A 19917-nucleotide genomic window follows, 5' to 3' on the forward strand; every position below is an offset into this window, starting at 1 on the left:
TTCAAAAAACGCCCCATGCGCCATCTGCGTCAAACTTCGGCCCCCGTGCAAAGCCCTCCTTGTGGGAGAAGGTGGCCGCCCACGGGTCTTGCCTCCGGCAAGCCCGAGGACAGGCTCCGCGGTCGGATGAGGGGTGCTCCAGCTTGGCATCGCCGCATTCCGTCCAACACCCTCATCCGGCTCGGCGCTGCGCGCCGATCCACCTTCTCCCACACAAGGGGAGAAGGGATCGCGGGCCTTACCCTGCCTTCGCCTCCGGGTGGCTGATCGGCACCCGCACAGTCCCATACTGGCAGCTCCAGCGGTCGGTCATGTCGCAGCGTATGTCCCACAGCTCCGGGAAGAAGCGATGCAGGGCGCCGGCCTGCAGCAGTTCGACCGGCCGGCCCTTGAGCGATTTCGAGCCGAGCCCGATCGAGCGGTGGATGAGATAAAGATGATTGGCGCGGAATTTCTGGAACAGCTCGTCGAATTCGATCAGCGACTCGGCGACGACATAGCTGTCGCCGTGGTCATAGCTGACATCGTAGACATCCTCGACCGAGAGCCCGCGACCATCGAGATAGGACGCCTTGAACGCCCGCCACAGGTCCGGCGGCATGCGCAGCAAGAGCTTGAAGCCCGGCGATTCCTGGCCGCTGCCATTGCCGAGTTGCAGCCGAATCTCCTGGTATTCCTTGGGCGACATGGTTTCGAGCAGGTCGAGCTGCGCCGTCATCATCCGCATCAGCCGATGCACCCGCCCCATCAGCGTGACGATGCGATGGGTGTTCTGCTGCTCGAGGAAGTCGACGACATCGACCAGCGTGTAGGCGATGAGCTTCATCCACAGCTCCTCGACCTGGTGGACGATCTGGAACTGCAGCTCGTCGGCATTGACCATCTCGGCCAGCGGCTTCTGGCAGGCGAGTAGCTTGTCGCAGCTGAGATAGACGCCATAGTCGCGCATCTCGGGCGCTTCGATACGGGCGTAATAATCCGGCTTGTGCATGGCAGCTGCTCCGTTGCCCGGTCCTCAGGGCGGTTGTTCGGTCCGAGCCCGCAGTTTAGTCGCTTTTCACTTGAACATTGTTCCTTTGTGTTATCCAAATGCCAGAAAATGGAGGACGAATGTTCGTCCATCGCGAAGGTTTGGAGAACGTGTGATGCTGGATGCCGTCGACCGGAAGATCGTCGCGGCGCTGGAACGCGATGCGCGCACCTCCTTCGCAGTGCTCGCCGACGAGGTCGGCTTAAGCAAGACGCCGTGCTGGAAGCGGGTCAAGGCGCTGGAGGACGCCGGCATCATCCGCGGCTACTCGACGCGGATCGACCCGGCCAAGCTCGGCTTCGGCATCGAAGCTTTCATCCAGGTGTCGATCGATTTCGAACTCTCCGAAGCCTTCGAGGCCGCCGTCCAGGCGCATCCGCTGATCCGGCGCTGCCACGCCACCACAGGCGAGGCCGACTATCTCCTGCAGATCGTGACCGTCGACATGATGGCGCTGGACAGGATGCTGCGCGTCGAGCTCAGCCGCCTGCCCGGCGTGCGCCGCACGATCACCTCGATGGCGATGCGCGAGATCAAGGATGACATTTCTTTCGCCAATGCCGTGGGGCATGCCCAGAAGAACGCTAAATCCGAGGCTTAAGAGACTGTTTTGAAATTCGCTCTGGCGAGTCACATGGTGGTGGTTTCGAGAACCGGAGCGCAGCGGACGTTTTGGTCCGTGAGCCCGCGCATGAACCCGAAAATCGGAAGATTTTCGGAAAGGATCATGCGCAAACCAAAAGTGCTACAGCGTCCTTTTGCGCGTCCAAAGGACGCGCGGCGCTGTAGGTAAGCGCAGAAAACGCCATCAGATGGCCGCCAGAGTAGAGTTTCCAAACAGTCTCTAAGGCGTGTAGCCCAGCGCGACCAGCACCGACAGCCCTGCAGCCAGGCCAATTGCGATAACAATGCCGAAATGCCGTTCCAGGAATTTGCGCCCCTGCCAGTCGTATCGCATTTCTAAAAACTCCGCCGCGTAAACTGGGGCAGCGTGTTCAGGCGTCAAGGCCGGGTCCTTGACAGGCGGGGACAGGCAGCTGCCAGTGTTCATACCGTGGTTCATATCGGAATGTGGAACGACGGCCGAGCATTCCTGCGCTAAAGCTGAGCTTCGATGGCAGCCTTGTCTATGACAGACCATACTTCTACAATCTTTTTGTCCCCAAATTCATAGATAACATTCTCGGCAAAGGAAACTCTCCTCCCATTTACAGGGAGGCCGAGGAAGCTTTCTTTCGGCGCGCAGTCGAACCCTAGCCGGCTCGCTATGTAGGGCGGATCGGAAATCAGCATCTGGACGTTGAAATAAAGGTCCGGAATTTCAGCAAAGTCTCTCTCCAGCATTTTGCGATAGCCTGATAGACCGAGCCGCCGGCCGTTGTGGATCACCTCATCATCAACGAACTGCCCCAGCTTCGGCCAGTCCTGCTTGTTCAGGCAGGCAATGTAGTCTCGGTAGATGTCACAGAGGTCGGTTCTGGTCACGGCGATTGCTCCCGTCTCTACAAGGCCCTGCTGAAAGGGCGTGCCTCATGCTCCCTGTTTATTTGAAAAGCTGCCCGGTGTCCTCCATCGGCGGGGCAGAGGCTCTCGCGCGGCGCGCGTCAGACGCTCAAGCAGATCACGGCATGAAGCAGCTTCATGCGCCGATGAGAAAGTGCTAGACAGCGTCACTTTCCCGCTTCGTCTAATGGTAGGACAGCGCCCTTTGAAGGCGTGAATCGTGGTTCGAGCCCATGAGCGGGAACCAGCAGCTCACCGGTCGGGGCAACCGGTCAGACCGGCGTGCCTCCCCTTTTCCAAACTGGCATGGATGGTCGGGCCGACCAAGGAACCCTATAACCACCAGATATGATGGAGGACGACATGGCCGACGACAAATCCAGGAGCAAGCAGGACCGCAAACCGGCCGCCGGCGAGGAGCCTTACGACGTAGCGGCGTTTGCGAAAAAATATGGCATACCGCCGAGCGAGGCCGCGACCATCATCAAGCGGTACGGGCCTTCGAGAAAGAAGCTTGACGCGCATATGGCGAGCCGCAACGCCTGACCCGCATCGGCGGCGGCCTGCAGGATAGGTGTTGCGATTATATTAGCCTGAGCGCATATTTTGTCAGCCGGTGAACCAACCAAGCCGGTCAGGCTCGGCGCCAGCCCCTCCCTCGATCCCCTCGACGCCGAGCCGCTGGGGGATCGGCGGCCCTGGAGGCGAACCATGCCCATGTATCTCTCACGATTCAGCTATACGCCCGAGACCTGGGCGCGGCTGATCGAAAACCCCGAGGATAGACGCGAGGCAGCCCGCACCTACATCGAATCGGTAGGCGGAAAGCTGCACGGGTTCTGGTACGGCTTCGGAGAGCACGATGGCTGGAACCTGTGGGAAGCGCCCGACAACGTTTCGATGGCATCGGTCATGCTTGCCATTGGTGCGGGAGGAGCGCTCAGTTCGTACGAGACCACCGTTCTCCTGAGCGTCGAAGAGACGATGCAAGCGCTTGGCAAGGCGAAGTCGGTCCGCTATCGCCCGCCAGGAAAGTCCTGACCAGTCGCGCATCACGGCGCCGGACCGGTTTCGCGGACTTTTCGCCCGGCTAGCCCGGAGAGATCCGGGCTAGGCTCGCCGTCCGGCTGGTGCCGGCGCGCTCGCCCGTGTCTTGCTCGCCCGTGCCACGCTCGCTTGTGTCGCGCTCGCCCGGGTCGCGCACGCCCGCGCCACGATCGCTTGCAGCGGCTCCGGCCGGTGCAGCAGAAATCCCTGGCCGAAGTCAATGCCCATATCCGCGAGGATGTCGAGCGCATCCTGCGCTTCGATCTTCTCCGCCACCACGGAGCAGCCGAGGCTCCTGGCGATGCCGGATATCGCCGAGACGATTTCGCGGTCGAAGCGGCTATCGGCAATATGCTCGATGAACGAACCGTCGATCTTGATCGTGTCGACGGGAAAGCGCCTGAGATATTCGAACGAGCTCATGCCCGCCCCGAAATCGTCGAGGCTGACGCGGCAGCGCCGCTCGCGCGCCTTGCCGACGAACTGCTCGGCAGCTGCGAAATTGGTGACTGCGGCGGTTTCGGTGATCTCGAAGCCGATGCCGGAATGCGGCGCCCCGGTCTCGGCGATGATGGCGTCGACGAAATCCCAAAGCTGCGGGTCGCTCAGCGTCTGCGCCGACAGGTTGAAGCCGAGCGTGAGCGCCCCTGACTTCAGCGCCGGACCATGAAGCGACAGCGCCGTCCTGATGATCCAGCGGTCGAGCCGCGAGGCGACGCCGAACCGCTCCGCCGCCGGGATGAACTCGCCCGGCGGGATCAGCCGCCCGTTGCGCCCGGCGAGCCGCGCCAGGACCTCGACATGGCGGCTTTCTTGCCAGGGTTTTCCGAGCTGGTGGATTTCCTGGCCGAACAGTTTCAGCCTTCCGTCCGCCATGGCGTCGACGGTGTCGGCCGCCAGCCGCGCCGCATTGAGGCCGCTGGAACCGGATGTCGTCTCGGGCGAGAACACCGCGAAGCGATTGCGCCCGGCGGCCTTGGCCGCATAGCAGGCGTCGTCGGCGCAGGCGAGCGCGTCGGCCACTGCGGTATTCGCATCGGCGACAAAGGCGATGCCGATGCTGGCCGCGAGCTTGCGCGACGCCGCCGTCGAGCCGAGGTCGGCATCGCGAACCGCCGCGAGTACGGCGCCGGCGAGACGCTCGGCTTGCGCTGCGTCGCAATCAGGCACCAGCAGCGCGAACTCGTCGCCGCCGAGGCGCGCGGCGTGCACCGACGGCGGCAGACAGCCCAGAATGCGCTCGGCGACGCTCTTCAGGGCAAGGTCGCCGGCGGCGTGGCCGGCGAAGTCGTTCAGTGCCTTGAAGTAATCGAGATCGACGTAGAACACCGCGAGCCGGCGCGCCGTTGCGATGTGCTCGGCCAGCAGCCGGTCGAAAGCGGCGCGGTTCAGAAGGCCGGTCAGCGCGTCATGGCGGGCCGCATGGGCAAGTTCCTGCTCGCGTTGCTTCGCCTCGGTGATGTCGCGCACCGTGCCCAGGATCTGGCCCGATGACTGGGCGTCGGCAAACCGTATCAGCGATTCGAGATGTCGGATTTCGCCGTCCCGCTTGATGATGCGGTATTGCACGGCGACGACCTTTTGGGTTTGCAGCGGCGCCAAATGGGCCCGCTCGGCGTCGGCCCGGTCGTCCGGATGCAGATAGCTGTGCCAGAGGTCTTGCGACACTTCGTCGGTGTCGGCGACAAGCCCGTAGATCTCCCGCGTGCGCTGGTCCCAGTAGCTTTTGCGTGCACCGATATCGTGATGCCAGATGCCGGTGCCGCTGGCCGCCAATGCCAGGCGAAAGCGGACGTTGACCTGTTCAAGCTCTGCTTCCGCCTGCTTCTGCTTGGTGATGTCGGTCTGGACGCCCATCAGTCTGACCGGCCGGCCTTCGGCGTCGCGTTCGACCACTCCGCCGCGATCGAGAACCCATACCCAGTGACCGGATTTGTGCTTCAGCCTGAGCTCGGTCTCGATCGAATCGGTCAGGCCGGCAATGTGGCGTTCGCCGCTGGCCACCGCCCGCTCGCGATCGTCGGGATGCGTCAGCTGCAACCAAAGATCGCTCGTCTCGGCAAGCTCACCCTCGCCATAGCCGAGCATCTGCAACCACATCGCCGAGTAGAAACAGTCGCCGCTCCTGAGATCCCAATCCCAGACGCCAAGATGCGCGCGTTCGAGCGCCAGCTCCCAGAACTCTCCGTCGCGATTTTTCTTTTCGGCCATGCTCTGGACTTCGCCTGCCTCGTCGCGGCCATTGTGCGGCAAAAGCAAAGAAGAATCCGTTACTGCGCAGCGGCCGGGGTGGACGGCCAATTTCTCTCACCCTGACACCCACGAGGCGCGAACTTTGCCGCAGTGGCAGCCACAGCCGCGACGGCGCCAGCCCTCACCTCTTCCCTTGCGGGTAGATCGTCTCACCGCGCGTCAGCATCTCGACGAAGGCGGCGATCTTCTTCTTGCGGCCAGCCTCGGTCTTCATGTTGTGGATGCGGAAGGCGAGCGCGAAGCGGTTCTGCGCGCTGAGCCTTGCCAGCATCGCCTTTGCCTCGGGCTCGGCGTCTATTGCGGCCCGCAGATCCGCGGGGATTTTCATGTCCTTGCCGCTTGCATAGGCGCGCGCCCAGCGCCCGTCGGCCTTCGCCGCATCGACCTGTTTGAGCCCATGCTCGGTCATCCGGCCCGCCTCGATCAGCCGGGCGACGTTGTCGACGTTGATCTGGCTCCAGATGCTCTTCCTGCCGCGCGGTGTGTAGCGCTGCAAATAGCTCTTGTCGTCGAGCCCCTTGCGCACGGCATCGATCCAGCCCCAGCACAGCACGACGTCGATGGCCTCCTTGGGCGTGATCGAAGGCAGTCCCGAACCGACCTTGTGGATCTTGATCCAGATTTCTGTCTCGGTGTCGTGATGCTCGCCGAGCCAGGTGTAGAAGCTCTCGGCATCGCTGAATTCGCGGACCTTGGTGGGGTCGACCTCGACCGGCGCCATCAGCGGGTCTGCCTTTCTGTGGTCGTCATCGGTTCTCCCTGCCTCCTTCTCCCCTTGTGGGAGAAGGTGGCCGAGCGAAGCTCGGTCGGATGAGGGGTGCTCCAGCTTGGCATCGCCGCATTCCGTCCAACACCCCTCTTCCGGCTCGGCGCTGCGCGCCGATCCACCTTCTCCCACAAGGGGAGAAGGAAAGCGCTTCACTGCAGCTGCGGTTTCTTGAGAAAGCTGTTGCGGTCGGCCGACTTGACGCGCAGCCAGGTTTCGCGGCCGTCGCGCACAACCCGCAACGGGATCTCCGCCCCCGCCGGGTTCTGCCACAACTTGCGGTAGAAATCGGCGAGCCCGTCGACTTCGCCGTCGCGCACATCCGAGATGATGTCGCCCTGGCGCAGGCCGGCTTCGGCGGCCGGGCTGCCTTCGGCGACGCTCATCACCACGACCTCGCCATTGCTTTCGGCGGAGAAGGCGCCGAGCCACGGGCGCGGTGGCTTGGCGACCTGGCCGCGTGTCAGCAGATCGTCGAGAATGGGCGGCAGCAGGTCGATCGGCACCACCATGTTGATGTCGGCGATCTCGCCGGCGCGGCTCATCTGCAGGCGCAGAGAACCGATGCCGAGCAGTCTGCCGTCCTGCCCGATGAGGGCCGCACCTCCCCATGACGGATGAGCCGGCGCGGTGAAGATCGCCTCGTCCAGCAGATATTCCCAATAGCCGGCGAATTCCTGCTTGGTGACGATGTACGCGCTGACCGCCTGGCCGATGCCGTCGGCGAGCACCACCGGGTCGCCGGCCATCGCCCTGGCCGCGTCGCCGAAAGCCACTGCGGGCAGGGAGAGCGGGGCCAGCGCCTGCACCAGGCCGAAGCCCGTTTCCTGGTCGTAGGCGAGCGCGTGCGCGGGAATCACGCGCCCGCTGTGGTCGGTCAGCCAGACTTCTTCCGCCTCGGTGATGAGATAGCCGATGGTGAGCACCAGGCCGTTGTCGCGAATGACCACGCCGCTGCCTTCCCGGCTGGTGCCCAGCGCATTCGCGGTGAAGGCATCATCCGGGATCGACGCGCGCACCGTCACGATGGACCGCAAAATCGTATCGATGGTCATGCTCTCAATCCTGGCCATATTCACGACGACCGTTCAGAGGGCCGGCATCTTCTATAGCTATGGCGCATGTGACGAGGCGCAAGGGCTGGATGCAATCGCGCAGGCTTGCGCTGCCGACATCGACAATAGTTCAACACAAGTTGAACTTCCGTCAGCCCGCACTACCTGTATCTATGCAAGCTGATCCTCCCCAAGACCCTCTCCGCTCACATCAAAGGCCTCCGAAATGAACCAATACACACCGCCGAAAGTATGGATCTGGAACAAGGAAAATGGCGGCGCCTTCGCCAGCATCAACCGGCCGATCGCCGGCCCGACGCATGACAAGCAGCTGCCGGTCGGCAAGCATCCGCTGCAGCTTTACTCGCAGGCGACACCAAACGGCGTGAAGGTGACGATCATGCTGGAGGAGTTGTTGGCGCGCGGCCACAAAGGCGCCGAATATGACGCCTGGCTGATCAGGATCAACGACGGCGACCAGTTCGGCAGCGGCTTCGTCGAGGTCAATCCCAATTCCAAGATCCCGGCGCTGATGGACCGCAGCGGGCCAAAGCCGATCCGCGTCTTCGAATCCGGCTCGATCCTGCTGCATCTGGCCGAGAAATTCGGCGAGTTCCTGCCGATCGAGCAGCCGGCGCGCGCAGAAACCCTGTCGTGGCTGTTCTGGCAGATGGGCTCGGCGCCCTATCTCGGCGGCGGCTTCGGCCATTTCTACGCCTACGCACCGGAAAAATTCGAATATGCCATCGACCGCTTCGCCATGGAGGTGAAGCGCCAGATGGACGTGCTCGACCGGCGCCTGGCGGTAAGCGAATATCTCGGCGGCGACGCCTACACGATTGCCGACATCGCCGTGTGGCCCTGGTATGGCGGGCTGGCCAAGGGCCGCATGTACAACGACGCCGGCGCGTTCCTGTCGGTGCAGGAATACAAGCACGTGCAGCGCTGGGCCGACGCGATCGACGCGCGGCCGGCGGTGCAGCGCGGCCGCATGGTCAACCGCGCCTTCGGCGAGCCGGCGATGCAATTGCACGAGCGCCACGACGCCAGCGATTTCGACACCAGGACGCAGGACAAACTGGCGGCGGAGTGAGCAGAGCGACGGAGCTGGAGCGGATGACGCGCTGCGCAGTATCGGGCATATGCACCCGGAGATATATACTGGTTGACTAAAGTAACGGAACGTCCAAGGCACATTCCCAGAACCGAACATGTCCGCTTTCAAGCGGTTTAGACCATACTGTCTATCTGATGAACATCATGGTCTAGGCATGTTTATATTTGTGGTGGCCGACCTGAATCTCGAAACCGCATGCAGTCTCGACGGTCCAGTACTCGCGGGTCGCGGTCACTGTGTGTCTTTCGTTCAGCCCTATAGATCAGCCGGACGACGGACAAAAAATATCCAAGCTGCAGAACGATCAAGGTGAGGACCGTCCAGCCGAGCGCCTTCCAGATTGAACCCGTTGCCAAATAAATCGAGAGCGCCACGATGAATGCCGCGGCGGTCATCCCCACCAGGAACTGTGGAAAATTCATCGCTTTTCAAGGCCGCCCCGGAGCGTCTAACAGCCGCGACGACCACCCTTGCCCATTTACCCCGGACCAACGTTTTCACCCTTTTGTTGGTTGCGCAAGTGGCAAATGGATGGGAAGCGTGGGCATCGTTGATGCAGAGGCGAGCGGTGCGCCGAAGCTGCCAATCTCCCCCCTTGAGGGGGAGATGCCAAGTGGGGGCAAAGAGGGCAGGCCAGAGGGGGGCGCTGTCCCGCCGGCGTCAAAAACCACTACAGGCGCAACGCTCAGGCCGACATGGCCAGCGGCCTAGCGCTCTTGTTGGGGATCTGGATGTCGATCTCCAGCGTCGACATCGTCTCGCCGCGATCCATCGAGACCTGCAGATAATCCTGGTCGATCTGCACATGCCTGGCGATGACGGCCATGATCTCCTCGCGCAGCACCGAGACGAGATCGGGCTGGCTGCGGTTGCGGCGCTCATAGGCGAGCAGCACCTGCAGCCGCTCGCGCGCCACCGGCGCGCTGCCGCGCCGCTTGAAGAGGTCTAACAGGCTCATGCTGCCCTCCTTCCAAAAAGCCGATCGAGAAAGCCCTTGCGCTCGAACGGCACGACGACCGGCAGGTCCTCGCCCTCGAGCCGTTTGGCCGCCTCGATATAGGCGCGGGCGGCGGAGTTGGTCGGATCGCTGAGTGTCACCGGCGACCCGAGGTTGGAGGCCTTGAGCACGTCCTGGCTCTCGGGAATGATGCCCAGCAGCGGCGTCGACAGGATTTCCAGCACATCGTCGATCGAGAGCATTTCGCCGCGCGCCGCGCGCGCCGCATCGTACCGCGTCACCAGCACATGCTTGGCGATCTGCTCGCCCCGCTCGGCCTTGACGGTCCTGGCGTCGAGCAGGCCGATGATGCGATCGGAATCGCGCACCGAGCTGACTTCCGGGTTGGTGACGATGACCGCCTCGTCGGCAAAGCGCATGGCAAGCTGCGCGCCGCGCTCGATGCCGGCCGGGCTGTCGCAGAAGACGTAGTCGAACACCGAGCTCAGCTTTTCGATCACCTCGCCGACGCCCTCCTCGGTCAGCGCATCCTTGTCGCGCGTCTGCGAGGCCGGCAGCAGGAACAGTGTCTCGACCCGCTTGTCGCGGATCAGCGCCTGCGACAGCTTGGCCGTTCCCTGGATGACGTTGACCAGGTCGAACACCACCCGCCGCTCGGCGCCCATGATCAGGTCGAGATTCCTCAAACCCACGTCGAAGTCGACCAGCGCCACCCTCTTGCCGGTTCTCGCGACGGCGGCGCCAAGGGCGGCCGTCGAGGTCGTCTTGCCGACGCCCCCCTTGCCCGAGGTGACCACCACAACTTTGCCCATCTATGCCTCCTTATTGTTGTTCGTATTGTTAAGCGTTTGATTTATGCGATGCGCTTAAGTCTTTGTTCCTATTTCGAAACCGCTGCGTACTTTCGGTACCTTCATTGGCTGAACGGCGCGATGCGCAGCGTGTCCTTTTCCAGAAACGCCTGCACCGCTTTTCCACGCAAGGCCGGCTCCATCTCCTCGGCGGTGCAATACCAGCCGTCGACCGACAGCAGTTCGGCCTCGTTTTTGCGGCAGAAGATGCGCGCCGCCGAATGGCCGAGCACACCGGCCGACGCCCGCCCGCGCAGCGTGCCGTAGACATGGATCGAGCCGGCGGCGACGATCTCGGAACCGGAGGCAACGGAGCCCAGCACGATGACATCGCCATGCGCGTGGAAGATCGACTGGCCCGAGCGGATCGGCGTCTTGACCATCAGCGTGGCCGGCGCGTCCGGCAGCCTGTCTTCTGGTTGCCTGTCTTCTGACTGCTTGCCCGGTTCCGCCCTGCCTTCTTCCGCCCTGCCCGCCTCTTCCGGCCCGCCGGCAGCCTTTTGGTCGGCCTGCATGAGCAGCCCGGCTGTGGCCTCTTTGGCGCCGATCAGCAAAGGCGGCAGACTGGGCTCAAGCACCGTGTTGCCTTCGAGCTCGATGGCATAGATGCGGATGCCGCGCAGGCCAAGCTCGGCAACCAGCGCTTCGATCTGGCTGACCGCGGGCTTCAACGTGTTGAGGTTGAGCACCACCGGGCGGCCGGCAAAATAGCCGGGAGAATTGCCGATCCAGCGGTCGAGGCTTTCCAGCCACTCCGAAAGCGGCGTCTCCGGGGTGAGCGTGAAGGCGACGAAGGAGCGGGCGCGAAAGCGAATGGATTTGGTCTCGACGGGGGCGGCGAAGGTCACGGACAGCGATTCCTTACTGATAGGTAAACGCTAGCCAGCCATGGTTAACGAAAGGTTAACGGAGGGCTGTTTGCGGCGTCCGGAAAGCTGTTACTGACAGGCTCGGCGTGTCAGCAGCCGCAGACAACGCTGGAAATCGCCGGCCCCTCCTCGACACCTTGCTGGCTAAGTGCCCTTCGCTGCGTCCTCGATCAGTTCCGCCAGCAAGCTAGAGAACCGCTCGTCAGCCCTATCCCCGATGTTTCCCACTTCTCTTGCCACCATCCCCGGCGAAGAGACCGACACTTGTCCACTCAGCTGAACGTTGACCGTGAACGTTCTTCCGACCACCTCCTTTTCCGTTCCCCGCTTCCTGTAGATTCTGAACCGAATAGATGGTGTTGATGCTTTGGCTTGGCGGCGTGGCGCGGTGTCCATCTCGACGGCCACCTCGCCTGCTACGTCAGCCCTGGCCGTTTCCAGCGACGCAACCACGACGTCGTTTAGCCAGGCCCTTGCTTGCGCGCCGAAGTCCACCCCCTCGGCCTTCTCATTGCCGACCTTCTCCTCTTGCTCACGGCGAGCTTCCTTGCCGCGGTCAAGGGCATCTTTGAACTTGGACATGGTGGTTTGCCTCCAATTGTGAGCGCATGAGACCAGCTGTCACATCGCCATGCTCCTCCTAATGGGTAGAACGCGCGCGAGCGGTGTGCGTTGCGTAGGCGGAGCCCGCGGTTCGCCGCTGCGCACGACGGTATCCTCCTGCCGCGGTCGATCGCCGGAATGACGGCGGTGATCGCGGCGCTGTGGGCTGGGGTAGCGTGTCAGCAGCCAGCCGGACAGCGCTGGAAATTACCTGCCCTTTCACACAAGATGCCTGAACATCCCTGGGGCTCGACATGTGCAACCTCTACAACATCACCACCAGCCAGGAGGCGATCCGCCAGTGGACCCGCGCCCTGCGCGACAATCTCGGCAATCTCGAGCCCTCCATCGACATCTATCCCAACCAGCCCGGCCCGGTGGTGCGCAACGCGCCTGACGGGACGCGCGAGCTGGCCAACCTGCTGTGGGGCATGCCGGCGCCGATCGAGCGCGTGAAGGGCAAGGCCGACTACGGCACCACCAACATCCGCAACCCGCAATATGGCCACTGGCAGCAATATCTCGGCGTCGAAAACCGCTGCGTGGTGCCGCTCACCAGTTTTGCCGAACCGAGCCCAACGCCGGGCGACAAGGATCCGGATACCGGTATCCAGAAAAACTACTGGTTCGCGCTGAACGAGGCGCGGCCGCTGTTCTTCTTCGCCGGCCTGTGGACGCGCTGGCAAGGCGTGCGCAAGGTCAAGGACGGTCCCGGCGACTTCGAGCTCTACGGCTTTCTGACCACAAGGCCAAACGCGCTGATCGCGCCGATCCACGAGAAGGCGATGCCCGTGATCCTGACCACGCAGGAGGAAACCGAGACCTGGCTGAGCGCGCCGTGGTCGCAAGCCAGGCACCTGCAACGCACGGCAGCGGACGACGCGCTGGTGATCGTCGATAAGCCCGCGACGCAGATAAAATTTCCGCCGCAGGCGCCACAGGCGCCGGTACAGGGTTCGCTGTTCTAAAGCTTGAATTTTTGCAGCACCCAGATGTAGCCTTTTGGCGGATGGTCCTGGTCGACGAACTGGGTCTTCACCGTCGTGTCCGTTCGGTTGCACCGCTTGCATCTGAATCGGATGGTCTCCAGCGGCTTGTTCCAGCCGACCACCTTGGCCACGTCGTTGGCCCGAAAACGTCCGACATGGTAGCAGTGGCCGCACTCGACGATCAGCAGCATGTTGGCCTTCGCGGCACGTCCAACGCTGTCCATCGGCCCGGCCATGGCTCAATTCCGAGTCAAATAGTCCTCGGGAAGCGGAAGCAGGCCAAGATCCGGCATCCGGAAATCGGGCTCCTTTTCCGCTACGCTGGCCATCACCTCATGCAGTTTCTCGACAAGCCCGCAAAGCTGCCAAAACAGCTCGCCATGCGCCTTCAGATGCAGTTGCGACGAAAGCACCGTCCTGCGCAGGCTGAGAGCGTCGCTGATGATCGCCTCCGCATGCCTCGCCGACAGCCTGTCGAACCGGCTTTTTCGTCTGCCCATCGCGGCTCTCCCCAGTTTGTGAGCAACCGCCCCACCTCTGTCAAATAGGAAGGTATTCCTCGCGGAGTCAATTCACACTTGACAATTTTGTTCCCGTTTTGTTCAATTTGAACAGAAACTGTTGGAGGCATCGCCTGGACCACATGGTGGCGCTGGACAGCCGCCAGGAAGCCGCCCTTCAGGTAGTTGCAGAAAAATTCATTGCACAGCACAAGGGCGACGCGGTGAAGGCACTCAAGGAAATGATCGTGCTCAATGGGCATCTGCAGGAGCGGCTTTGCCGCCGTGGAGGGACGGCGCCGGGCGACGCGGTAAGCGCTTAGAGATGACGTAGCAGGACGCGTGTTCAATCGTGCCGTTCGAAGGTCGGCTTAGCGCCTATCTTGGTCATTCGAAGCAATTTCCCTGTTACTCGAAAGCGGATATCGGCAGCGCGAAGCTATTGGTCCTGGTTGCGCCATAATCGGACTTGCGCGGCCATCGCTATGGAGGTCGCGTCTCGGACACGTTCCGGACGTATGGTGCCACGGCAGATCAGCACCCGTGTCGCGATACCTCTGGCGTTATTCTCTACCATCACAGATGGATGAACTTCCGCTTGGAGATGCGGCGGAAGCACAGAAAGCCCGTCTCGACATAGGCCTCCAGGCTCGCCAGCAACCCATGACCTAAATTCGATATGGATGGGACGGGTGGCGGTAGCCAAGTCCGCCGAGCCTAACCCAGTCATGCTGATGATGATACGGACGCTGGTTAATCTGCTCTTCGATTCGCGAATGCTATGGTAGTAATAGCCTCTCAACGCCGGTGCCGTAAGCTACTCGCTTACGCGTCGCTTTGAGGAAATCAGACATCAGTGTCGAACGAGATAGGTCTCCATCTTGCCGACGCCTCTCAGTTCCACAGTGCAGCGCGGTTCTAGCTCCCAAGAGGCGTGCAGAGCGCGTCTGGTTGCCTCCGAGATTTGCATGCGGTCGGCTACGCCCTGGGACTCGAGTCGGCTTGCGATGTTCACGGTTTCGCCCCAGACATCATAGACGAACCGATGTCGGCCGATCAGACCGGCGATCACCGGTCCAGTGTGTACGCCGATTCGGACACGAAAACTATCGCTGCCCGACGCCAAGAGCCTCAACGAGTCCAGCATGGATTTTCCCAGCGCCACGGTCCTGTCGGCGTGATCGGCCACCGGCTCCGGAAGACCACAAGCGGCCATATACGCGTCCCCAATAGTCTTGATCTTCTCCACGGAATGCTTCTCCGCCAGCGCGTCGAACATGCTGAACATCCGGTCGAGGCGCTTGATAAGGTCGGATGCCGGCAATTTCGCTGCGATAGGCGAGAAACCGACAATATCGGCAAAAAGGATGGTCACTTCCTCGAACCTATCCGCAATGATCTCCTCGCCCCCTTGCAGCCGCGCAACGATTTGACCGGGCAGGACGGCATGAAGAAGCGAGTCGGCCCGCCGCTTTTCCGCCTCGATCCGCTGAAGATACTGGTGCTCGCGGTCGCGCCAACGCTTCTTCTCCAGACTGGAGTTGATCCGGGCGCGCAGCAGGACCGGATTGAAAGGTTTAAGCAAGTAGTCGTCGGCTCCCGCCTCGATGCAGCGGACCACGGCGTCGACTTCGTTCAGCCCCGATATCATAATGACCGGGATATGCCGCCACCGGCGCTCAGCTTTCAATCGCGAGAGCACCTCGATGCCGTTCATGTCCGGCATCAGTATGTCCAACAGAACAAGGTCGAATTCATATTCCGCAAGGCGGGTCAGCGCGGACAGGCCTGACTCGGCAGTGACTACCTGATGACCGTCGTGCAGCAAGCGGCGCGAGAGAAGATCGCGGTTACTGCCGATGTCGTCGACGACAAGTATTCTACCGTTGCGTCCTGAGAATGCATCGCGCTCCGTCTTGCCCAGCGCCCTTTCGAGCCCTGCTGCATCGATCTCTGCCTGATCCGTCGTCCACAGCCCTTCGTTGTCGCTGGCGCGCGATAGGCCGGCAATTGCATCGACATGCGCCAACAGTTCGGCCGCAGCCGCGAGCATCACCCTGACATCTTCGTCCAATGCGTGTTCGTGCAATTCTTCGGCTTCTTCAAGGATCATTTCGGAGTAGCCGATAATCGCGTTGAGTGGTGTTCGCAAATCGTGGCGCAGTTTCGCCTCGATCTCGCGCCCTGCATGGTCCGGATAGTCGGCTTTGCCATGGATCAAGCTGTCGATGAGGCTGTTCAATTGCCGGGCAGCGGCGCCGACCCTCTCAAGATCTGGAGTGATGTGCACCAGACTGTGGTTCTGCACCTGTTCTAGCAGCAGTTCCTGAAATCCCGAGATTGCCCGTGCTGGTCCAGCAAGCGTCTGCGCCAGATGGGCGGCTATTGCGTGGCGTTGGAACTCATTCTTGGCAGTCATGTCTCCAATCCGCCGACTCGGCGGCTCACGGATTTGCGGCAAGCAATTGTTCGATTTTTTGGACGAGCCTCGGCAGGTCCACCGGCTTGCTGTCGTAGTCATCGCAGCCGGCCTCAAGCGCCAATTCCCGATCGCTGGTCATAGCATGTGCAGAAAGCGCGATTATAGGAATCCCGGAGGTGGCCGGATCAGCCTTGATCCGCCGTGTCGCCTCCCATCCGTCCATCACGGGCAGGCTCATATCCATAAGGATCAGATCCGGTCTTTCCGAAATGGTTAGTTCCACGCCGGATTGTCCGTTTTCTGCAATAAGCACTTCGAACCCACGCCGCGACAACCGCCGCGAGAGCATGTCGCGATTCATTTCGTTGTCTTCCACCAGAAGGATTCTCGTCATCTTCGGCCCCTTCTAACGATGGGTCAACGAACTGAGATGCCGGGCCAGCCTACTCGGCCGCGGAAATCTGGCGTTCGAGCGCCTTGACCAATTGAGACCTGCTGTTCGCGCCCTTGGTCACAACGGCAACCGCCCTATCGCGGAGCCATTCGAGCTCGTTCATCGACAGATCTTTCGAGGTAACTACGACCACCGGAATGTTCTGCAGTTCGGGCGTCTGCTGCATCTCACTCAATGTCTGAAATCCGTCCATTTCGGGCATCAGCAGATCAAGCACCACCAGGCGCGGCAACAACCGTTTCATCAGGCCAAGGCCGCGCACGCCGTCGCTTGCCTCGTGAACCCGCCAATCCTTCTTGATCAGGATACGCCGAAGGAAATCGCGGGAGGCTTGGTCGTCATCAATTACAAGCACATCGCGGTTGCCACCGCCGCAAGCCTCAATTGTTTGAATCAGCTTCTCGGTGTCGATCGGCTTCGTCAGGTATTCAACCGCCCCGAGTGAGAGGCCGAGTTCGCGATCTGCAAGTATCGTCGCAAGGATCACAGGAATCTCGCAAAGCTCCCTATCGTTCTTCAGAGATCGCAGCACTGACCAGCCGTCCTGATGCGGCATGATGATGTCGAGAATGATCGCCGCGGGGCGATGCGCTCGAGCAGCGGCTATTCCTTCCTCGCCGCTTGCTGCTTCGAACGATGCCAGTCCCGCCTCCGCCAAGGCGCTGGCGATGACGGTTCGGGCGGCTGGTTCATCATCTATGATCAGAACCGCCTTGTCTCGTGGCGGCAACGGCCCAGCTTCGGAGGGGTGTTGCTCGCTAAATTCTTTTTTGAACTCGGCTGGAATCTCCATTGTGAAGGTCGAGCCTTTTCCGAGTTCGCTCTCGACCTTTACAACGCCTCCGATCATTCGGCTAAAACTCCGGGTTATACTGAGGCCAAGCCCCGTTCCGCCATAGTTGCGAGTGGTGGATGCGTCCGCCTGCGTAAAAGCGTCGAAGAGCCGTTCCTGCTGCTCCGACGTCATTCCGATCCCGGTGTCGGACACTTTGAATATCAGCCAATCGCCGTTTGGTCGCCTGTCGCGACGCACCGCGAGTGTTACTCGACCCCCTTCGGTAAACTTGGCGGCGTTGCTGAGCAGGTTAAACAGGTTCTGACGCAACTTCGTCTGGTCCGAATGCATTTTCCCGAGGTCGTCCTCGAGGTCCAGTACGAAACCGTTTCGGTTTTTCGCCATCAGAGGCGCGACTGTGGCCTGGACGTCGCGCATCAAATCGGCGACGTCGAACGTTTCCAAGAAAATTTCCATCTTGTTCGCCTCGATCTTCGACAAGTCGAGGATGTCGTTGATGAGCCCCAGGAGATGGCGACCAGCCGCGGCGATCTTCTTCAGTTCCGGAACGAATTCCACCATGTGCTGGTCGCTCGCATCTTCGATCAGCATCTCGCTGTAGCCAATAATCGCGTTCAGCGGCGTACGCAGTTCGTGGCTGACGGATGCGACGAAGCGGCTCTTGGCTTCATTCGTCGATTCAGCACGGCTCTTGGCGCGCTCGAGTTCGTCTTGTCTCAGTTTCAATTCCGTGATGTCGGTGTAAACGGCGACCGCGCCGCCGTCAGGCGTTTTTCGCCTGCTTACGCGAACCCATCTGTCGCCAAAGCGATCCTCGCCGACGAAGCCCGCCGGGTCCTTGTGGATGCGTAACCGCTGGGCAATCCACTCCTCTGGCGACGCGCCCGCAAGGTCGACTTGCCCGCCTGCCAGGCGTTGCTCCAAGATTTCTTGGAAGCTTTGCCCAGGAAGAGAAGCTCGCGCATGGTCAGGGAAGAATTCGCAAAATTTGCTGTTGGCCAGGATGACCCTGTCCTGCGGATCGAATAGGACAAATCCGTCAGAAATGGCCTCAAGCGCCGCTGCGATCGTCCGTCGTTGCTGCTCCGCCTCGTCTTCCAGTCGTTTCTTTTCAATCGCGCCCGCGCGAAAAAGTCGAAGCGTCCGCGACATTGCGCCGAGTTCGTCGCCTCCCTCAATCGGTATTTCAATATCGTAGCGTCCTTGCGTCAGTTCGCCGATGACCCGGTTCAGCCGCCGTAACGGGCCAATGATCGAGCGAAGGACAAGGATTGTAAGAAGCGACCCAATCAATAGCACGATGACCACCAGAATGGCAGCGGTAGTCGCGGTTTTCTGGGCTAGCCTTACAGCCTCGTTGCGAGCGGCTTCTGCCTCGGCGCTCACTTGCTCGACAAGTTTGTTAAGGGCGGCATCGACATTTGTGCTGTGGGTTCGCGCCTCGGCCAGGAGAGCGTTTCCAATGATGCGGTTATCCTGGGTATAGCTGTCCGCCGCCTCTAGTGCCCTTTTGACGTAGTCATCGATCTCGACACGGATTTCCCTCACTGCATCGGGGGATAATTTCGAAAGGCCGTCCAGTTGGTCCAGCAGTCGCTCACGCGCCTGCTCGGCATTCCGCTGGGAGTTCATTAGCAAGCTGACCGACAAATCGGTGAGCCAGTATCGCAATTCGCCAAAGGTCACGTGCGCCGCAGCCGCAGTCGCCGCGAGATCGAACAATGCCTTAGTGTCTGCGGTGCGGTCGGCACTGCGATAAAGCGCCTGCGTGAGAAGGATGGAAGATACGATGAGACTGATAAGGCCGGCCGCTGTCAGTGCAGCTACGCGGGCCGCGATCGGCAGACTGGCAAGGCGACGTCCCAGGGATTTCGACGGCACCGGTATGGCTTCCACCTCGTGGGGTGTCTGTTCCAGGACGCTCATTTGAACAAGACGATGCTGATTGCGCCCCCCAGATCGCCGGCTTTTCCGCCCTCCTTGGGATATCCAGTTATGTCGATCTCGCCCTTCGGCTCGCCGTGGCAGGAAAGACACGACTCCGTATAGTATTCGGGCAGGAGCATTCGAAATGCCGGGCGTCCCTCCACCTCGGTCACGTCCGTGTAGGCTTCGCCTTTTGCTCTCTTCGGATCTGAAAAGACGCTTACGATGACGCTGGCTTCCCAAGCGTCCGGAAGAGATTTGCGGTTGCGCACGAGTTGTTCGGGCGCAGTCACGCGCACCAGAGCTTCGTTGCCAACCTTGGCGGCGAATTTCTCATTCAACAGGCGCGCGAAAACGGCCGGCACGAAGCCCTTGAACCCGATCCCAGAGCGGTTGATGTCATCTTGCTGCTCGTCCACCACCTCCCGCATAGCCCCAATCTGGGCCTCAAGCAGACGCCGGTCGCGTTTGGTCAATTCGCCGGAAAACGGGTCCTGGCCGGTGTTTTTTGAGTAAACGGCGATGGCCTCGCTCGCAAAACGCTCGCTGTCGAGGTGCTTGTCGCCAAGTGCGGGATCGTTGATTAGTGTCTGATAGTTGGAGACAACGCTTCGCCCCGCGCGAAGCAATTCCGCAAGGCGGATTCCCATCGCGACATCTTCAGTAACCGCTCCCATGGCAGCCGGCGCGAGGAACGCGCAACCGACAAGAGCAACGCCAATGCTTCTCCGCGTCAAGGTTGACAGGTCGAACATCTCCGTTCCCGTCGAAGGAAGCC

The 19917-nt window shown here is 61.3% G+C and carries 22 protein-coding genes and 1 tRNA gene; 7 read left to right on the forward strand and 16 right to left on the reverse strand.

The features are described 5' to 3' along the window. Window positions 1-238 precede the first annotated feature (238 nt). Window positions 239-991: a tryptophan 2,3-dioxygenase family protein gene (locus AC0L2A_RS28355; RefSeq protein ID WP_473611598.1), complete on the reverse strand. Its 753-nt coding sequence runs from the start codon at window positions 989-991 to the stop codon at window positions 239-241. Window positions 992-1145: 154 nt separating this feature from the next. On the opposite strand from AC0L2A_RS28355, the gene AC0L2A_RS28360 reads away from it, so the two are divergent. Next, window positions 1146-1631, forward strand: coding sequence for an Lrp/AsnC family transcriptional regulator (locus AC0L2A_RS28360; protein ID WP_473611599.1), 486 nt, complete (start codon window positions 1146-1148; stop codon window positions 1629-1631). 497 nt (window positions 1632-2128) lie between these two features. On the opposite strand, the gene AC0L2A_RS28365 is transcribed toward AC0L2A_RS28360, so the two are convergent. After that, a complete protein-coding gene (locus tag AC0L2A_RS28365) occupies window positions 2129-2515 on the reverse strand; it encodes an ester cyclase (protein ID WP_473611601.1) in 387 nt (128 codons plus the stop codon). 191 nt (window positions 2516-2706) lie between these two features. On the opposite strand from AC0L2A_RS28365, the gene AC0L2A_RS28370 reads away from it, so the two are divergent. The 3 genes from AC0L2A_RS28370 (at window position 2707) to AC0L2A_RS28380 (ending at window position 3574) form a co-directional block, all read left to right on the forward strand. Beyond that, window positions 2707-2780 (forward strand) — tRNA-Gln (locus AC0L2A_RS28370). Between the two features lie 116 nt (window positions 2781-2896). Continuing rightward, the gene (locus AC0L2A_RS28375; RefSeq protein ID WP_027155385.1) at window positions 2897-3079 is read left to right on the forward strand and encodes a DUF3606 domain-containing protein; all 183 of its coding nucleotides are present in this window, start codon (window positions 2897-2899) and stop codon (window positions 3077-3079) included. A 165-nt stretch (window positions 3080-3244) separates the two neighbouring features. Further along, window positions 3245-3574: a GYD domain-containing protein gene (locus AC0L2A_RS28380; RefSeq protein ID WP_027155386.1), complete on the forward strand. Its 330-nt coding sequence runs from the start codon at window positions 3245-3247 to the stop codon at window positions 3572-3574. A gap of 69 nt (window positions 3575-3643) precedes the next feature. Here the strand turns inward: AC0L2A_RS28380 and AC0L2A_RS28385 are convergent, their stop codons facing one another. The 3 genes from AC0L2A_RS28385 to AC0L2A_RS28395 form a co-directional block, all read right to left on the reverse strand. Continuing rightward, window positions 3644-5791 carry an EAL domain-containing protein gene (locus AC0L2A_RS28385; RefSeq protein WP_473611602.1) on the reverse strand — a complete coding sequence of 716 codons (2148 nt, stop codon included), beginning with the start codon at window positions 5789-5791 and terminating at the stop codon, window positions 3644-3646. A 163-nt stretch (window positions 5792-5954) separates the two neighbouring features. Beyond that, window positions 5955-6554: a YdeI/OmpD-associated family protein gene (locus tag AC0L2A_RS28390; protein ID WP_473611603.1), complete on the reverse strand. Its 600-nt coding sequence runs from the start codon at window positions 6552-6554 to the stop codon at window positions 5955-5957. Window positions 6555-6751: 197 nt separating this feature from the next. Then, on the reverse strand, window positions 6752-7654 hold the full coding sequence (locus tag AC0L2A_RS28395) for a S1C family serine protease (protein ID WP_091598989.1): 903 nt from the start codon (window positions 7652-7654) through the stop codon (window positions 6752-6754). 226 nt (window positions 7655-7880) lie between these two features. Here AC0L2A_RS28395 and yghU point away from each other — a divergent pair, with 226 nt between their 5' ends. After that, window positions 7881-8747: a glutathione-dependent disulfide-bond oxidoreductase gene (yghU, locus tag AC0L2A_RS28400; protein WP_473517254.1), complete on the forward strand. Its 867-nt coding sequence runs from the start codon at window positions 7881-7883 to the stop codon at window positions 8745-8747. 182 nt (window positions 8748-8929) lie between these two features. On the opposite strand, the gene AC0L2A_RS28405 is transcribed toward yghU, so the two are convergent. The 5 genes from AC0L2A_RS28405 to AC0L2A_RS28425 form a co-directional block, all read right to left on the reverse strand. Beyond that, window positions 8930-9193 (reverse strand): exopolysaccharide production repressor protein, encoded by a 264-nt coding sequence (locus AC0L2A_RS28405; protein WP_473611605.1) that lies wholly within the window; start codon window positions 9191-9193, stop codon window positions 8930-8932. A 263-nt stretch (window positions 9194-9456) separates the two neighbouring features. Next, window positions 9457-9729: a cell division topological specificity factor MinE gene (gene minE / locus AC0L2A_RS28410; protein ID WP_023803855.1), complete on the reverse strand. Its 273-nt coding sequence runs from the start codon at window positions 9727-9729 to the stop codon at window positions 9457-9459. Further along, window positions 9726-10541, reverse strand: a complete 816-nt coding sequence (minD, locus tag AC0L2A_RS28415) for a septum site-determining protein MinD (RefSeq protein WP_023803856.1) — start codon at window positions 10539-10541, stop codon at window positions 9726-9728. The genes minE and minD overlap by 4 nt, the downstream gene beginning before the upstream one ends. 101 nt (window positions 10542-10642) lie before the next feature. Beyond that, complete coding sequence (gene minC, locus AC0L2A_RS28420) at window positions 10643-11428, reverse strand: septum site-determining protein MinC (RefSeq protein WP_473611606.1); 786 nt, start codon at window positions 11426-11428, stop codon at window positions 10643-10645. 165 nt (window positions 11429-11593) lie between these two features. Beyond that, window positions 11594-12031 carry a hypothetical protein gene (locus AC0L2A_RS28425; protein ID WP_023803858.1) on the reverse strand — a complete coding sequence of 146 codons (438 nt, stop codon included), beginning with the start codon at window positions 12029-12031 and terminating at the stop codon, window positions 11594-11596. Window positions 12032-12306: 275 nt separating this feature from the next. On the opposite strand from AC0L2A_RS28425, the gene AC0L2A_RS28430 reads away from it, so the two are divergent. Continuing rightward, window positions 12307-13020, forward strand: coding sequence for an SOS response-associated peptidase (locus AC0L2A_RS28430; protein ID WP_473611607.1), 714 nt, complete (start codon window positions 12307-12309; stop codon window positions 13018-13020). On the opposite strand, the gene AC0L2A_RS28435 is transcribed toward AC0L2A_RS28430, so the two are convergent. Together AC0L2A_RS28435 and AC0L2A_RS28440 are read right to left on the reverse strand one after the other, a co-directional pair. Beyond that, window positions 13017-13277, reverse strand: coding sequence for a hypothetical protein (locus tag AC0L2A_RS28435; RefSeq protein WP_023803860.1), 261 nt, complete (start codon window positions 13275-13277; stop codon window positions 13017-13019). The genes AC0L2A_RS28430 and AC0L2A_RS28435 overlap by 4 nt on opposite strands. Before the next feature lie 3 nt (window positions 13278-13280). Continuing rightward, window positions 13281-13541, reverse strand: coding sequence for a hypothetical protein (locus AC0L2A_RS28440; RefSeq protein ID WP_287223933.1), 261 nt, complete (start codon window positions 13539-13541; stop codon window positions 13281-13283). A 143-nt stretch (window positions 13542-13684) separates the two neighbouring features. Here AC0L2A_RS28440 and AC0L2A_RS28445 point away from each other — a divergent pair, with 143 nt between their 5' ends. Next, entirely contained in the window at window positions 13685-13864 is a 180-nt protein-coding gene (locus AC0L2A_RS28445; protein ID WP_473611609.1) for a hypothetical protein, read from the forward strand. A gap of 530 nt (window positions 13865-14394) precedes the next feature. Here AC0L2A_RS28445 and AC0L2A_RS28450 read toward each other — a convergent pair. Genes AC0L2A_RS28450 through AC0L2A_RS28465 form a run of 4 tightly spaced genes read right to left on the reverse strand, consistent with a single transcriptional unit; the run spans window position 14395 to window position 19894 of the window. Beyond that, on the reverse strand, window positions 14395-15960 hold the full coding sequence (locus AC0L2A_RS28450) for an adenylate/guanylate cyclase domain-containing protein (RefSeq protein WP_091598961.1): 1566 nt from the start codon (window positions 15958-15960) through the stop codon (window positions 14395-14397). A 25-nt stretch (window positions 15961-15985) separates the two neighbouring features. Continuing rightward, window positions 15986-16357, reverse strand: coding sequence for a response regulator (locus AC0L2A_RS28455; protein WP_031255744.1), 372 nt, complete (start codon window positions 16355-16357; stop codon window positions 15986-15988). Window positions 16358-16406: 49 nt separating this feature from the next. Further along, complete coding sequence (locus AC0L2A_RS28460; RefSeq protein WP_473611610.1) at window positions 16407-19139, reverse strand: hybrid sensor histidine kinase/response regulator; 2733 nt, start codon at window positions 19137-19139, stop codon at window positions 16407-16409. Next, on the reverse strand, window positions 19136-19894 hold the full coding sequence (locus tag AC0L2A_RS28465) for a Tll0287-like domain-containing protein (RefSeq protein WP_091598958.1): 759 nt from the start codon (window positions 19892-19894) through the stop codon (window positions 19136-19138). The genes AC0L2A_RS28460 and AC0L2A_RS28465 overlap by 4 nt, the downstream gene beginning before the upstream one ends. Between the last annotated feature and the right edge of the window lie 23 nt (window positions 19895-19917).

The organism is Mesorhizobium sp. WSM4844 (genome assembly GCF_055811775.1).